General features: G+C 74.2%; 12 protein-coding genes. 8 read left to right on the plus strand and 4 right to left on the minus strand.

Going from position 1 to position 15,077, the window contains the following annotated elements; all coding sequences use genetic code 11:
- Positions 1-104: 104 nt before the first annotated feature.
- Positions 105-1,475, minus strand: a complete 1,371-nt coding sequence (locus ABZ497_RS28005) for an LPXTG cell wall anchor domain-containing protein (protein WP_359809174.1) — start codon at positions 1,473-1,475, stop codon at positions 105-107.
- 140 nt (positions 1,476-1,615) lie between these two features.
- Positions 1,616-1,927: a helix-turn-helix domain-containing protein gene (locus ABZ497_RS28010; protein WP_359809188.1), complete on the minus strand. Its 312-nt coding sequence runs from the start codon at positions 1,925-1,927 to the stop codon at positions 1,616-1,618.
- A gap of 212 nt (positions 1,928-2,139) precedes the next feature.
- Here ABZ497_RS28010 and ABZ497_RS28015 point away from each other — a divergent pair, with 212 nt between their 5' ends.
- Both ABZ497_RS28015 and ABZ497_RS28020 read left to right on the plus strand, forming a co-directional pair.
- Positions 2,140-3,108, plus strand: coding sequence for an NADP-dependent oxidoreductase (locus ABZ497_RS28015; RefSeq protein WP_359809176.1), 969 nt, complete (start codon positions 2,140-2,142; stop codon positions 3,106-3,108).
- A gap of 53 nt (positions 3,109-3,161) precedes the next feature.
- On the plus strand, positions 3,162-3,482 hold the full coding sequence (locus ABZ497_RS28020; protein WP_359809178.1) for an NIPSNAP family protein: 321 nt from the start codon (positions 3,162-3,164) through the stop codon (positions 3,480-3,482).
- A 42-nt stretch (positions 3,483-3,524) separates the two neighbouring features.
- On the opposite strand, the gene ABZ497_RS28025 is transcribed toward ABZ497_RS28020, so the two are convergent.
- Complete coding sequence (locus tag ABZ497_RS28025) at positions 3,525-5,291, minus strand: sigma-70 family RNA polymerase sigma factor (protein WP_359809179.1); 1,767 nt, start codon at positions 5,289-5,291, stop codon at positions 3,525-3,527.
- Between the two features lie 2,082 nt (positions 5,292-7,373).
- Between ABZ497_RS28025 and ABZ497_RS28030 the strand changes: the two genes are divergently transcribed.
- The 4 genes from ABZ497_RS28030 to ABZ497_RS28045 all read left to right on the plus strand — a co-directional run bounded on the left by ABZ497_RS28030 (position 7,374) and on the right by ABZ497_RS28045 (position 12,428).
- Positions 7,374-8,417, plus strand: coding sequence for a substrate-binding domain-containing protein (locus ABZ497_RS28030; protein WP_359809180.1), 1,044 nt, complete (start codon positions 7,374-7,376; stop codon positions 8,415-8,417).
- 184 nt (positions 8,418-8,601) lie between these two features.
- A complete protein-coding gene (locus ABZ497_RS28035; protein WP_359809181.1) occupies positions 8,602-10,206 on the plus strand; it encodes a sugar ABC transporter ATP-binding protein in 1,605 nt (534 codons plus the stop codon).
- The gene (locus ABZ497_RS28040) at positions 10,203-11,237 is read left to right on the plus strand and encodes an ABC transporter permease (RefSeq protein ID WP_359809183.1); all 1,035 of its coding nucleotides are present in this window, start codon (positions 10,203-10,205) and stop codon (positions 11,235-11,237) included. The genes ABZ497_RS28035 and ABZ497_RS28040 overlap by 4 nt, the downstream gene beginning before the upstream one ends.
- A 336-nt stretch (positions 11,238-11,573) precedes the next feature.
- Complete coding sequence (locus ABZ497_RS28045) at positions 11,574-12,428, plus strand: DeoR/GlpR family DNA-binding transcription regulator (protein WP_359809185.1); 855 nt, start codon at positions 11,574-11,576, stop codon at positions 12,426-12,428.
- A gap of 101 nt (positions 12,429-12,529) precedes the next feature.
- Here the strand turns inward: ABZ497_RS28045 and ABZ497_RS28050 are convergent, their stop codons facing one another.
- On the minus strand, positions 12,530-13,330 hold the full coding sequence (locus tag ABZ497_RS28050) for a DeoR/GlpR family DNA-binding transcription regulator (RefSeq protein WP_359809190.1): 801 nt from the start codon (positions 13,328-13,330) through the stop codon (positions 12,530-12,532).
- Positions 13,331-13,867: 537 nt separating this feature from the next.
- Here ABZ497_RS28050 and galT point away from each other — a divergent pair.
- Positions 13,868-14,971 carry a galactose-1-phosphate uridylyltransferase gene (gene galT / locus ABZ497_RS28055; protein WP_359809186.1) on the plus strand — a complete coding sequence of 368 codons (1,104 nt, stop codon included), beginning with the start codon at positions 13,868-13,870 and terminating at the stop codon, positions 14,969-14,971.
- On the plus strand, positions 14,968-15,077 hold a 110-nt coding region (locus tag ABZ497_RS28060; RefSeq protein WP_359809192.1), incomplete at its 3' end, for an NAD-dependent epimerase/dehydratase family protein. The genes galT and ABZ497_RS28060, both read left to right, overlap by 4 nt.

The following is a 15,077-nucleotide window of genomic DNA, read 5'->3' on the forward strand; positions in this document are numbered from 1 at the left end:
CTCCCCGTGGGCGGGTACGGCACGGCCGGGCCGGCGGCGCGCGCGGGAGGGCGCCACCGGCCCGGGTTCCACGGCGTCACACCGTGGGTGCCGCGACCGCGCCGCTAGCCGTGCCGGGCCGCCCGGCGGCGGCGCAGGAGCAGCAGGACACCGGTGCCCGCGGCGAGGGTGGCGACACCGGCTCCGGTGATCAGCACCTGGTGGTCACCGCCGCCCGTCTGGGCCAGGTTCCGCTCCACGGCGTCCGCCGTGGTCGTCGCCTGGACGACCGCCGCCGGCTGGATCCTCAGCGGCGCGATGGTCGGGTTGTCGATGGGCACCGGCAGCGGCAGCGGGCCGTCGCCCACCGGATCGGCGGACGCGGACGGCGCTGACACGGACGGCGCGGGCGCCGGGGCGGAGGACGAGGTGGACGGCGTCGTGGGACGGGTCGTCACGGCGGGAGTGGTGGCCGGGGCGGTGACGGCCGGGGCGGTGACGGTCGGGACGGCGACGGTCGGGACGGCGACGGTCGGCGTGGGCGAGGGCGCGTGGGTCGGCGAGGCGGTCGGGCGACTGACGGTGGCCGAGGGCGTCGCGGACGTGGTGGGCGTGGTGGGCGTCGCCACGGGGGTGGCGGCGGGAGCCGGGGCGGTGGGCGCCGCACTGCTGGGCGCCGGGGTGGCCGTCCGCCACGGCGTGACCGCGGGAGCCGTGGGCGGCGTGGTGACGGTGGGCGGCGCGGTGGCGGGGCGCGACGCCGTCGCGGAGGGCGACGGCACCCGGGTGGGGGACGCCGTGGCGACCGGTGCCGGCGCCTTGATCCGGAAGCCCGCGCACCCCACCCCGCACGCACAGCCGTAACTGCCCTTGTCCACCGGCTGCCCGGTCGCGTCGTCGAGCTGCGCGGCGAAGAGCACCGGAGCCACGCCGGCCCTGCCGACCGGCGCCTGGGCGGAGAAGGAGACCCGGACCTTGAGGGCGACGGACTTGCCCTTGCGGACCGCCACGAGCGCGTCGTCCGCGACGTTGTCGCCGTCCCTGCCCCCGAGCACCACCAGCACGCCGTCGTCCACGCCCTCGCTGCCCGGGGCCTGTGAGCCCCTGAGCCAGTCGGTGCGCCCCGGCAGCTGGTACTCGACCCTGAGGTCGGCCGTGCGGAGGTCACCGGTCGTGTTCTTGAACTTCAGCAGCGGGAAGGCCACGAAGTCGTGCGTCGACGGATTCTCGATCGTGTAGCCGAACTCCTCTGCCGCACCACCGACTTCGAAGTCCTTCGGGACACCGGACACCGACGGCTCCAGTCCTCGTTGCAGCGAGCCGTCGAGGCGCGGGGCGGAGGCCGACGGACCTGCCGGGGAGGCGCTCGCCGAGGCCGCTCCGGGCGACGGCGTGCCGGGCGCTGCCGTACCGGCGGCGCCCGCTGTCGCGAGCGGGAGCGTGGAGAGGACGAGTGTGGTGGTACCGGCGAGGATCAGACTGCGGCGGGTGGACAAGTGATCACCTTCTGGCGAGCGCGGAGGAACCTGACACCGTGTCGATGTCTGCCGGTATGGAGACGGGGGCCGCGAACCCGTCCCGCGGGTATGCCGATCCGTTACCTCGCACCCGGCCCGGTGCCTGCGCCCGCCGGTGATCAGGCCTCGGACAGCCGGCCCGGGCGGGTCCGCGGCTGCGCGGTGTTCTCCTCGACCCAGGCGCGCAGCATGCTCAGCGGGACGGCGGCGCTGCGGCCCAGCTCGGTGAGCGCGTACTCCACGTGCAGCGGTACCGCCGGGTAGACGGTCCGGGTCAGCAGTGCGGCGTCCTCCAGCCGGCGCAGGGTCTGGGTGAGCACCTTGGGGCTGACCCCCTGGAGGCGCCGCTGCAGCTCGCCGAAGCGCTGCGGCCCCTGGCCGAGGGCCCCGATCGCCAGCGCCGACCACTTGTTCGCCAGCAGGTCGAGCATGGCCCGGCAGGGGCACTGCGCCGCGTAGACGTCATGCCGGTCGTGCTGTCCGGTCACGCATTCCGACACCTTGAACCACTCCTCACCAGGACACTTCCCATCAGGAAGCAGTAGACCTTGCGGGTAACTATATGCCGCTGGATAGCGTCGAGGGCATCAGCAGGGCGGGCCCACCGAGGGCCTCCCGCCGTTCTCTTCCTACGGAGTCGATCATGTCCGTGAACTCGATGCGCGCGGTGACGCAGGACCGCTTCGGCGGCCCGGAGGTACTGAAGGTCGAGCGGGTGCCGCGCCCCGAACCGCTGCCGACGGAGGTACTGGTCCGGGTCCGGGCCGCCGGCGTCAACCCGGTGGACTGGAAGACCCGGGCCGGCGGCGGGATGGCCGGGGTGCTGGGTGAGCCCCCCTTCGTCCTCGGCTGGGACGTGTCCGGTGTGGTGGAGGAGGTCGGCTTCGGGGTGAGCACGCTGCGGCCCGGCGACGAGGTCTACGGGATGCCGTGGTTCCCCCGGGCCGCCGGCGGCTACGCGGAGTTCGTCACCGCGCCGGCCCGCCAGTTCGCCCGCAAGCCCGCGACGCTGAGCCACGTCCAGGCCGCGGCCGTCCCCCTGGCGGCCCTCACCGCCTGGCAGGCCCTGGTGGACACCGCCGGGATCCGGCCCGGTCAGCGGGTCCTGGTCCACGCCGCCGCCGGCGGCGTCGGGCACTTCGCGGTGCAGATCGCCAAGCACCTGGGCGCCGAGGTGATCGGCACCGCCCGCGGCGGACGGCACGAGTGGCTGACCGGGCTGGGAGCGGACCGGCTCGTCGACTACACCACCACCCGGTTCGAGGACGTCGTGACCGACGTCGACGTGGTCCTCGACCTGGTCGGTGACGAGCACGAGGGCACCAGCACGCGCTCGCTGCGGACGCTGCGCCCCGGTGGCCTGCTGGTCGCCGTCCCCTCCGGGGTCTCCGCCGAGCTGCACGCCGCCGCGGCGGAGCTCGGGGTCCGCAGCAGCGCCTTCCTGGTCGAGCCCGACGGCACGGGCCTGACCCAGCTCGCCGAACTCATCGACGGCGGTGCGCTGGCCGTCGAGGTCGAGCAGGTCTTCGGCCTGGCGGAGGCCGCGCCGGCCCACGCCCAGGGCGAGACCGGCCGCACCCGCGGCAAGCTCGTCCTGGACCTCAGCTCCTGAGCCGTCGCCGGACCCGCCGCCCACCGACCCCCCTTTTCCGAGGAGCACCCGCGATGTTCTACGAGATCCGCCACTACCTCACCAAGCCCGGTCGGCGGGAGGAATGGCTGCGCTTCATGGAGCGGACCGTCATCCCCTTCCAGAGCTCGAAGGGGATGGTGATCACCGCGTCCTTCGTCGACGAGGAGCACCCCGACGGCTACGTCTGGATCCGCCGCTTCGAGGACGAGGCGCACCGCGTCGAGGCGTACGCGGCCGTCTACGAGAGCGACCGCTGGGTCGCCGAACTCGGCCCGGCCGTGGCCGACCTGCTGTTCCTCGACAAGTCCGTGGTCACCCGGGTCGTGCCGACGCCCCGGTCCCTGCTGCGCTGACGGATGTCCCCCGGGCGTGCTGCCCGAACGCCCGGGGAACGGTTACAGCTGGAACGCCACCTTGCCGTTGCACGCGGCGTCCGCGCCGCACGACTGGGGGTAGAGGCGGAACAGGTCCTCGGCGGCCCCCGTGCCCGCGGCGCCGACGAGCTGACCGGACTGGCGCTGCTGGAGGCCCGTCCCGCCGCCGGGCAGGCTCACCGTCTGCCAGACCTGGCCGGGGCCGCTGCCGCACGGGTGCTGCACGACCTGCGCGGCGGCGCCACCGGTCGAGTCGAGGCAGCCGCCGTTCCCGGCGCTGATCACGGAGTACCCGGTGCCCGACGGCTGGGGCCGCAGGTACCAGCTCTGGGTGTTCCCGGCGGCGCAGGCGTCGCGGTACGGCAGTTCTTCGTCGACCGTGTCGACGTCCTCGGCGTCCACGCAGCTGTTCAGCGCCGGCAGCCGCAGCCGCACCACCCGGTCCCCCGGCGCGGGGGTCGGGCCGTTGGCGTCGGTGTAGACCCCGGCCGACGGGCCGCCGCCCGTTCCCTTCGGCGCCTTCGACGCCGTGGACTTCGTGACCGGCGCGGAGGCCCGGGCGGTGGCGCTCGCCCGGTCCGCCGCCGACGGGGTGCCGGCGGTGGCGGGACCGGTAAGCGGGGAGGCCGGGCCCGAGACCGGGGCGGCCGGGGTCGGCGTCGGGCCGGCCGGCGTCTGAGTCGGGGCGGAGTCGGCGGTCGGCGGTGCCTCGGCGGCCGCGGTGCCGAGCGGGGCGGCCGCCCCGATCCGCGCCTGCGGCGGTGAGGACGCGCCCGGCCGGGAGCCGACCGGGCCGGAGCCGGTGGCGATGGTGACCAGCACCGCGGTCGCGGCGACCCCGGCCACCGCCGCACCGATCGCCGCCTTCGCCCCGACCCCGACCCCGGTGCCGGCCCCGTGCCCTGTGGCGGCCAGCGCGCCGCCGCCTGAGCCCAGCGGGTGACCGCCGTCCCACAGGACGAAGAAGCCGAGCCCCACCGCCCGCAGGCGCCCGTTGACGTCCCGCATCTCGGCCAGGCACGAGCGGCAGTCGGCACACTCGTCGAGGTGGCGGGCCAACCTCTTGGTGGTCCGCTTCGACGGGCGCTGGGCCAGGCCCGCGATCTCCTGGGAGTGCGCCGCGCAGTCGGGGGACGCGGCGCGGCGGACGTGCGCCACCAGGTAGGCCTCCCGCAGCCCCTCACGGGCGCGGAAGGCCAGCGAGGAGACGCCACTGGGAGTGAGACCGAGCAGCGGTGCGATCTCCTCCGGCGGCCGCTGTTCGATGACGGTGTGCCAGAGCACCGTGCGCCAGCGCTCCGGCAGCGACCGGTACGCCTCGGCGACCAACTGCCGCTCGGCGGTGGCCGCGAAGAGCTCGTCGGGCGAGAGCACCTGCTCCTGCCGGTCGGCCCAGTCGCCGAAGTCCGAGGTGAGCAGGGTGCGCCGGTCTGCCGTCGACCAGGCCATCGCCGTGTTGCGGACCACGGCCAGCAGGTACGGGCGCCAGTTCTCGTCCGGCCCCGCGCCCGCCCGCACCGCCGCGAGGGTCCGGGCGAAGGCCTCGCTCGCCAGGTCCTCCGCGCTCTCGGCGCGGCCGGTGACGATCCGCGCGTAGTGCAGGGCCGCCCGGTGGTGGCGCTCGTAGAGTTCCGCGACCACCCGGTCGTCGCCGCCCCGCAGCCGCGCCGTCAGCCGGGCGTCGCTCTCGGCGGCCGGGTCGTCCGCGCCGGGCTCCTCCGCTGTGTCGGGTTCGGACGTCGGCGGCTGGTCCGCGAGTGCGGCGAGCGGGCGTGAGCGGCGTGGCATGAGGGTCCCTTCGGGGTGAGCACGGCAGTTCCCGGCGCCGGGGAGGGGGCGACCCCCGGGGCCTGTTTCGCTCCGGGGCGCCCGCCGGGGCCGCGGCGACGGAGCGGGTGCGTGCGGAGTCGGTTTCGGGTCGGATCGGTCACGGAGTCGAAATCGGACACGGGGGTCGGATCGGTCACGGAGTCGGATCGGTCACGGGCGCGCACCCGCGCCGGGGGGGTACCGCGTGCGACAGTGCATCCGCCTCACCGGGGGCTCGGCACGCGCCGCGGTCGAGGAGGCCGCCCGAGGGCGACGGCCGGTGGGCCACCGAAGGCCCGGGCGGGAGCGTCCGCGATCACTGGACAGCCCAAAGCGGAATCGTCTATCTGACACCCCTTCGGAGCTACAGCACCCCAGCAGGGGGCCAAACTACCGAAAGGCCGCACGAAATCGTATACCTGATGCCTCTTCGGAACTGCGCCCCCACCCCCGGCGGCCCTACGTCACCGCGGGTCCGTGGCGGTGGGACTGCCCGCCGGAGGCTCCGGAGTCGACGGGGGTGTGCCGACCGGACTGGGCGGGGCCGACGACGGTACCACCACCACCGGCACGGACGGGCTCGCGGGCACCAGGGTGGTCGGCAGCGTGGGCGGCGGCTCCGAGGCCGGCCTGCGCGTCCCGGTGGGAGTCGGCCCGGGCGAGGTCCGGCCCGCCCGGGGCTCGGTCGGGCCATCGGACGCCGGACCGCCGGACGGGGGGCCGGTGGGTGCCCCGGATCCGGACGCCTGCGGCCCCGTGGCCACCGGGGCCGCGGAGGTCTGCCCGGTCGCGGACGGCTTCGGGCTGCCGGGCCCGGTCGGCCCCGAACCGGCGAGCCCCTTCGTCGGCCCCGCCGTCCCGCGCTCCGCCGTCCCGCTCTCCCCCGCCCCGCCGCCCGCCGTGCTCCTCACCCCGGGAACGGCCGGATTCGCCGTCGGGCCGGGCGGGGCCTCCGAGGTGGTGGCACCGGGCACCGAGGCCGTACCCGGTCTGGGTGCCTCCCGGCCCTCCTGCTGGATGGCGACGGTACCGCCGACCAGCGCGGCGGCCGAGAGCGCCAGGCTCCACCACGGGACGCGGCGCGAGTCGCGGCCCGGGCCGACGACCGGGGCCGATGACAGGGCCGGCCGTTCGGCGCGGGCCACGGTGCGGACTCGTTCGAGGACGACCGTGGGTTCGTCGTCGCCTCCGTACATCGCCCCCGGCCGCGGTGGGCGCCCGCCGACGGAACAGGAGGGACAGGACGGCGCGGGTGCCCCGGGCGGCGGGGAGGACGGCCCGTCCGCGCCGCCCTGCCGAGCGGCCAGGTACCGACAGGTCCGGACCGCGACGGCGACGGCGCGGGCGCGGCGGACGTCCGCGGAGTCGTCCTGGGGCGCGGTCACGGCGGCGGCGGCCGCGGACGGCAGCTCCCGCTGTCCTGCGGCCCGCACCACGGCCCGCAGGATCTCCCGCCGGCACTCCTCGGGCAGCGACGGCAGCGCGTCCGCGGCCGCCTGTTCGCCTGGCTGGGGCAGCCGGCCGCGAGGCTCGAAGGCGGTCCAGGGCGCTGAGGGCTCTCTCACTGTTCTCCTTGCGTGCGACTCGGCAGGCGACCGTCCACCTGCGGCGGTCGTGAGGGGTGGAGCGCCGTCGCCCCCGACCGTCCCGGGGGTTTACCGAAGCGTTACCGCCGGATCCGGACCGGGCGACCGGGCACGACCGGTCCGGATCCGGGATCGCCCGGCGAAACCCCGGCTGACCCGCGGGGCTTGCCACCTGGCTGCCCGTCCCGTCCGCCCCGCCACCGGCCGCACGTCACAAGGTGGTCTCGACCCCGCCGCACCCTTGACGTGGTTTCCGAAACAGAGGTGTCATATCCCCATCGCGTTCGGAAGTGTTTGTTTCTGGCAGTCTACGTTCGATTGACTGGCCAAGGCGGGGCTCCCGGCCTCAAACCACCACCCGGTCGGCGCACCGCCGCACTCCACCGCTCGCATTCCACCAGCAAGTGCACCACTGCCCGACTCCCTCGCACCCGTTCCGTCCCTGCGGCTGGTGCGCCCTCGAAGGAGCTCCCCCATGTTCCGTCCCACCAGCCGCGCCGCCGCCGCAGCCGGCCTTCTCCTCACCCTGGGCCTGGCTACCGCCTGTTCGACCGGTCAGGAGTCCGTGAAGTCGGGCGACGCCTCGGTGGCGCCGGTCTCCGGGAAGATCTCGATCACCTACCTGCAGAAGCAGGGCGACCAGGAGTACTTCGTCGGGGAGGCGGCGGGCGCGAAGGCGAAGGCCGCGGAGCTGGGGGTCGACCTGAAGGTCGTCAACCTCGGCAACGACGCGAACAAGACCATCAGCGAGGTGCAGTCCGCGGTCGCGCAGAAGACCAACGGTGTGATCATCGTGGTGCCGGACCCGGCGGTGGGGCCGCAGGTCGTGCAGACCGCGCGGGATGCCAAGGTGGCGCTGCTGACCTCGGACGACCAGATCTGCGCCAGCGGTCCGGACCCGGCGGCGTGCTCGAAGGACGACCTGGTCTCGCGGATCGGCTTCAGCGGTGCCCAGATGGGCGGCGAGGTCGGCAAGCGGGCCGGTGAGGAGTTCAAGAAGGCCGGCTGGAACCCGGCGGAGACCCGGGTCATCTCGGCGTGGAAGCAGGACGTGACGGTCTGCGGTGACCGGGTGAAGGGCGCGAAGGAGGCGTTCGCGGCCGCGGTGCCCGGGGTGCAGAACATCGACGTGGCGACGGACAACACGCCGACCGGCGCGCAGGACAAGATCGCGGCGACGGTGACGGCCAACCCGGGTGTGAAGAACTGGGTGCTGTGGGGCTGCAACGACGAGAACGTGCAGGGCGGGGTGACGGCGCTGCAGAACGCGGGCATCTCGGCGGACCACGTGATCGGGGTCGGTCTGGGCGCGTACCTGGCGTGCAAGGACTGGAGCGGCGGCAAGCCGACCGGGATGAAGGCCGCGCTGTTCATCAACGGCAAGGACGTCGGCGCGCTGGCCGTGCAGACCATGTACGACAAGCTCAAGAACAGCAAGGACTTCCCGAAGGAGGCCTTCGCGCCCACCACCATGGTCGACGCCACGACCTGGCAGAGCGCCGGAGTCACCTGCAGCTGACCCCGTTCGGGCCGCGTCCCCCGGCCTGCCGCAGCGTTCCCCGGCCCGGCCCCTGCACCGCCGGGCCGGGGACGCCCCGCCGGCCGGACCGCCCGAAGCTCCACCCCCACCCGGTCCGCCACCGACCCCGTCCCACCGGCCGCGGACCGTCCCGACCCTCCCGCACGACCTCAAGGTGACCCCGATGAGCCCAGCCCCTGCCGTGAACCCGGAACCCCGCCCGCCCACTGCCCAGCCCGCCACCGGGAGCGTCGGTGTCCATCAGGTCACCAAGCGGTTCGGTGCGGTCCAGGCCCTCGGTGGCGTGACCCTGGACTTCCCCGCCGGTCAGGTGACCGCGTTGATGGGGGAGAACGGGGCGGGCAAGTCGACCCTGCTGAAGATCCTGACCGGTGACCACCAGCCGACCGAGGGCCACGTCGTCCTCGACGGCCGCCCGCTGGCCCTGTCCTCACCGACCGACGCCCGCCGCGCCGGGATCCGGATCATCCCCCAGGAACCCGAGATCATCCCGCACGTCTCGGTCGCCGAGAACGTCTACGCCGGCTCCCTGCCCCGCAGGGCCGGCCGCCGCCTGGACCGCGCCGAACTGCGCCGGCGCATCACCGCCGACCTCGACCGCCTCGGCTTCGCCGGCGTCCTGGACCCCGACCTGCTCGGCTCCCAGCTGACCCCCGCCCAGCGCCAACTCGTCGAGATCCTGCGCGCCCTGACCGGCGACGCCAAGGTCATCGCCTTCGACGAACCCACCTCCTCGCTCTCCGAGCACGAGGTCGACGCCCTGTTCGCCCTCATCCGCCGCCTGCGCGACCAGGGCGTCGCCGTCATCTACGTCTCCCACCGCATGCAGGAGATCTTTCAACTCGCCGACCGCATCGCCGTCCTGCGCGACGGCACCCTCGCCGGCGTCCAGGACGCCCACGCCACCACCGAGGGCGAACTCGTCCGCCTCATGGTCGGCCGCGACCTCAGCAGCATGTTCTCCCGCCAGGACGTCGCCACCGACCGCGTCGTCCTCGACGTCCGCGGCGTCACCACCGACGCCGTCCACGACATCACCCTGCGCGTCCACGCCGGCGAAGTCCTCGGCCTGGCCGGCCTGATCGGCGCCGGACGCTCCGAACTCGCCCTCGCCCTCGCCGGCGACCTGCCCATCCACTCCGGCACCGTCACCCTCGACGGCGAGCGCCTGCCCTCCGGCAACCCCGGCGCCGTCATCCGCGCCGGCCTCGGCCTGGCCCCCGAGGAACGCAAGGCCCAGGCCCTGTTCCTACAGCGCTCCATCCGCGACAACACCTCCCTCGTCGTCCTGGAACGCCTGCGCCGCCTGCGCTTCGTCCGCCGCGGCGCCGAACGCGAACTCGCCCAGGACTACACCGACCGCCTGCGCGTGCGCACCCCCTCCATCGAGCACGAGGTCCGCAAACTCTCCGGCGGCAACCAGCAGAAGGTCGTCCTCGCCCGCTGGCTCGCCCGCAAGCCCAAGGTCCTCATCCTCGACGAACCCACCCGCGGCATCGACGTCGGCGCCAAGGCCGAGATCTACCAGATCATCGCCGACCTCGCCCAGGAAGGCATCGCCGTCCTGGTCATCTCCTCCGAACTCCCCGAAGTCCTCGGCCTCGCCGACCGGATCGTCGTCATGCAGAACGGCCGCATCACCGGCGAACTCCCCCGCGCCCGAGCCACCGAGGAAGCCATCCTCGCCCTCGCCATGGCCGACGACATCACCCACGACAAGCCGACCACCGCCCCCACGACGACGACCGCCCCTGGAGCCCGCGCATGAGCACCACCACCGCCCGGCCGACCGCCGAGAACGGCGCACCACACCGGCCCACCAAGAACCGCGCCTCGCTCCTGGCCTCCATCGGCGGTCAGAACCTGAGCCTGATCGGCGCCCTCGTCCTGGTCCTGGCCCTGTTCGGCATCCTGAACGACAACTTCCTCAGCATCACCAACATGCAGGTCATCGCCGAGGCCGCCACCATCACCGGCCTCCTCGCCGTCGTCCAGACCGTCGTCATCATCTGCGGCGGCCTCGACATCTCCGTCGGCTCCCAGGTCGGCATCGCCTCCGTCGTCTCCGCCATGGCCTTCACCTCCGCCGGCTCCAACGCCCTCGCCGGCATCGCCGCCGCCATCGGCATCGGCATCACCGTCGGCATCCTCAACGGCGTCATCATCGTCTACGGCCGCGTCAACCCCACCATCGCCACCCTCGCCGGCCTCGCCGCCTACAAGGGCATCGCCCAACTCGTCTCCAACGGCCGCGCCCAGGGCTACGTCCTCAACAACGACCTCTTCGTCTTCCTCGGACGCGGCAAGATCGCCGGCCTGCCCGTCATGGTCTGGCTCCTCATCCTCGTCGCCACCACCGTCCACCTCCTCCTCAAGTACACCGACATCGGCCGCAACATCTACGCCATCGGCGGCAACGACACCGCCGCCCGCCTCGCCGGCATCAACATCAACAAATACCTCGTCTCCGTCTACGCCCTCATCGGCATCGTCGCCGCCCTCGCCGGCATCCTCCTCACCGCCCGCACCGGCTCCGGCCAACCCACCTCCGGCAGCGAAGGCCTCGAACTCAAAGCCATCACCGCCGCCGCCCTCGGCGGCTGCGCCCTCAAGGGCGGCAAGGGCGGCATCGGCGGCACCCTCCTCGCCGTCGCCCTCCTCGGCTGCCTCGAGAACGGCCTCACCGTCGAAGGCATCAACTCCTTCTGGCAGAACGTCGCCCAAGGAGCCCTCCTCGTCGCCGCCGTCGTCATCCAGCAGCGCCGCAACGGCGAACGCGCCATCGGCCTCCCCGCCTAGACACCGGGCCCGGGCCTCCGGACCGATCGGCCCGGAGGCCGTGCCGGGTCGGCCGACTTCCGCACCCGCCCGGACGGCGGCGCCCGTTCGACGAACGGACCGCCCCGGTCGCGCCCGTGGGGAAGGGCGAGGGCCGCCGAGGGTCGGCCCGCTCGCCACAGACTGCCGGTGGTACCCGACTGGACCGGGTGCCACCGGCGGTTCCGTACCGGCCGCTTGGCCTCCGACTCACCACCGGGCCCGTCCCGGAACCGCGTTCGACGGAGCCGTCCTCGACGGGACCGTCTCGATGGAGCCGTATCCGATCCGCCCGAGGGAGCTGACCACAGTATGGTGATGCCCGATCAGGGGCTGCTCGCCCAGCAGCGCCGCGCCCTCATCCTGGAGGCGGTCCGGCGCGACGGCGCCGTGCGGGTGTCCGACCTGTCCGTCGCGTTCGGGGTCTCCGACATGACGATCCGGCGCGACCTCGACGCCCTGGCGCGGTCCGGGGCGGTGGAGAAGGTCCACGGCGGCGCGGTCACCGCCGGCACCGCCCAGGAACTCGGCTTCGAGGTGAAGTCCACCCTCGAATCGGCGGCCAAGGCCACCATCGCCGAGGCGACCGCCGCCCTGGTCGAACCCGGCACGGTGGTGGCCCTCAGCGGCGGTTCCACCACGCACGCCGTGGCGACCCAGCTGCTGAACGTCCCGGACCTGATCATCCTCACCAACTCGCTGCCGATCGAGCGCCTGGTGCGCGGCGCCCCGGACACCGCCCAGCGACCACCCGTCGTGCTCCTGACCGGCGGCAGTGCGACGCCCTCCGAGGCCCTCGTCGGGCCCATCACCGACCAGGCCATCGCCTCGCTCCACGTCGACCTGCTGATCCTCGGCACCCACGGGGTCACCGAGAACGAGGGGCTCACCAGCCCCAATCTCGCGGAGGCCCAGGCCAACCGGATGTTCATCTCGCGCGCCCGCCGCGTCGCGGTGGCGGCGGACCACACCAAGTGGGGCGTCACGGGGCTCAGTACCTTCGCCGACCTGGACCAGATCGGCTGGTTCGTCACCGACGACGGGATGCCGCCGCAGGCCCGTGCCGTCCTCGCGGAGCGGGTCGGCAAGCTGATCATCACCACCCCCGGCGCCCCGGAGAACGACGGCAGGAAGCCGGGCCCGCTCCCGCGGGGGCCGCGGCCGCCGGAGTGACCGCCGTGGACCGGCGGTGGCACGGCCGGTCGGCCCTCGGGAACGGGTCAGTCCTTGGGAACGGGTCGCCCCTCGGGAACGGGTCAGTCCTCGGGAACGGGTCAGTCCTTGGGGACGGGCGCGACGACGAGTTCGCCGACCGTGTCCGCCAGCACCGCGCGGGCCTGGCCGGAGATCCCGTCGTCGGTCACGAAGCAGTCCACGTCGGCCAGCGTGGCGAAGGAACTCAGTGCCACCACACCCCACTTGGTGTGGTCCGCGACCACCGCCACCCGGCGCGCGGCGGCCACCAGGGCCCGGTTGGTCTCGGCCTCGGCGAGGTTGGGGGTGGTGAGCCCGGCCTGCTCGGAGACCCCGTGCGTGCCGAGGATCAGCAGGTCCATGTGGAGGCTGCGGATCGCCTGGTCGGCCAGCGGCCCGACCAGCGCCGCCGAGCGCGTCGGGCTGCCGCCGGTGACCAGCAGGGTCGGCGCCGCGTCGCCCAGCTCCCGGCGGGCGGTGCGCAGCAGCTCGGCGACGGGCAGGGAGTTGGTGACGACGGTCAGGCGGGGGACGGTGAGCAGTCGCGAGGCGACGGCGAAGGACGTGGTGCCGGCGGAGAGCGCGACGACGGTGCCGGGCTCGACCAGGGCGGCGGCCGCGTCCGCGAGGGCCGCCTTGGCCGCGGACTCCCGGGTGGACTTGGCCTCGAAGCCGGGTTCGTCGGTGGTCGCGGTCGGTCCGGTCACCGCGACGGCGCCGCCGTGGACCTTCTCCACTCCCCCGCTGCGGGCGAGCGCGTCGAGGTCCCGGCGGATGGTCATGTCCGAGACGCCGAGCTCCTCCACCAGGTCGGCGACCCGGACGGCGCCGTCCCTGCGGACGTACTCCAGGATGAGCGCCCGACGCTGCTGCGCCAGCATGCCCTGATCCGCCACGACGCTCCCCGTTCCGGTCCCTGTCCCGCCCACGGCCGCGCGCGGCGCGCCTGTGCGCCGTCGGCCGGGTCTGCCGGCCACCAACGTAGCGCAGGGGAGAACAGGATCGAACGGCGGAGCGCCTCCTTCCGGTCGTGTCCGGGGGCTCGCCCGCCCGCTGCTGGTGGAACGTGTTGACCTGGCCGTCCTCGACCCGCTGCTGCGGCGAACCGCGGCCCGGGCACGTCCTGGGGCGGCCGCCGGGCGCGCCCGGCGCGGTCCGCGCGCCCCCTCGGGCACCGTCGCGACCCGCGAAACCGCCTGGACCCGCGCGCTTCCCCGGCGTCCGCCCGGCCCCGCGGCACCGGCCCCTCGGGCCCCGCGTGTCCGTCCTGGCGCGACCGTCGCCCGCCGTGCCAGGCTCGCCATAGGTTCCCGATTCACCACCGTTGCTTTTTGCTCATTTATGTTTGATTATGTGGTGCCACAGTCCGTTGGCGGAGCGAGGCACTCGCCGCCCGGGACCCCCGCCGAGAGGAAGCCGTGATCAGGACGACCAGCAAGCTCGCCGACGGGCGCGAGCTGATCTATTTCGACAGCGACGTGCCCGCCCACCGCGGCACCGCGGACCTCCGCCCCCTGGAGGCCCCGGCCAACCGCTCGGAGATCCGCCGCGACGCGGTGACCGGCGCCTGGGTGACCGTCGCCGCCCACCGCCAGGCCCGGACGTACCAGCCGCCGGCCGACGAATGTCCGCTCTGCCCGTCCCGCGACGGCCGGTTCAGCGAGATCCCCGACGCCGACTACCAGGTCGCCGTCTTCGAGAACCGCTTCCCCTCGCTCGCCGCGGACAGCCCCGCCCCCGAGGGCGCCGCCGGCGACCCGCTGCGCACCGCCCTGGCCGGCACCGGTCGCTGCGAGGTCGTCTGCTTCACCTCCGACCACCAGTCGTCCTTCGCCGCCCTGGACGAGGCGCACGCCCGGCTGGTCCTGGACGCCTGGACCGACCGCACCGCCGAACTCTCCGCGCTGCCGGGCGTCGAGCAGGTCTACTGCTTCGAGAACCGCGGCGCCGAGATCGGCGTCACGCTCGCCCACCCGCACGGCCAGATCTACGCCTTCCCCTTCGCCACCCCGCGCACCGCCCGGATGGTGGAGCAGGCCGCGAAGCACCGGGCCACCACCGGCCGCAACCTCTTCGAGGACCTGCTCGACGCCGAACGCGGCGACCCCCGGCGCACCGTCCTCACCGGCCGGCACTGGACCGCCTTCGTGCCGTTCGCCGCCCGCTGGCCCTACGAGGTGCACCTCTACCCCAACCGCCGGGTCGGCGACCTCACCCAGCTCACCGAGGCCGAGCGCGCCGAGTTCCCCGGTGTCTACCTGGAGCTGCTGCGCCGCTTCGACCGGCTGTTCACCGCACCCGGCGCCGACGGGCCCGCCGCGCCGACCCCGTACATCTCCGCCTGGCACCAGGCCCCCGCCACCAACGGCGCGGAACTCGCCCTGCACCTGGAGCTGTTCACCATCCGGCGGACCGCCGACAAGCTCAAGTACCTGGCCGGCGTGGAGTCCGGCATGGACGCCTTCGTCAACGACGTGTCGCCCGAGACGGCCGCCGAGCGGCTGCGCGAGGTGGCGTCATGAGCGCCGCCCGCAAGTACCTGGTCACGGGTGGCGCCGGCTATGTCGGCAGCGTGGTCGCCGCCCACCTGCTGGAGGCGGGACACCAGGTGACCGTCCTGGACGACCT

The organism is Kitasatospora sp. NPDC005751, from assembly GCF_040630835.1.
GTDB lineage: Bacteria > Actinomycetota > Actinomycetes > Streptomycetales > Streptomycetaceae > Kitasatospora.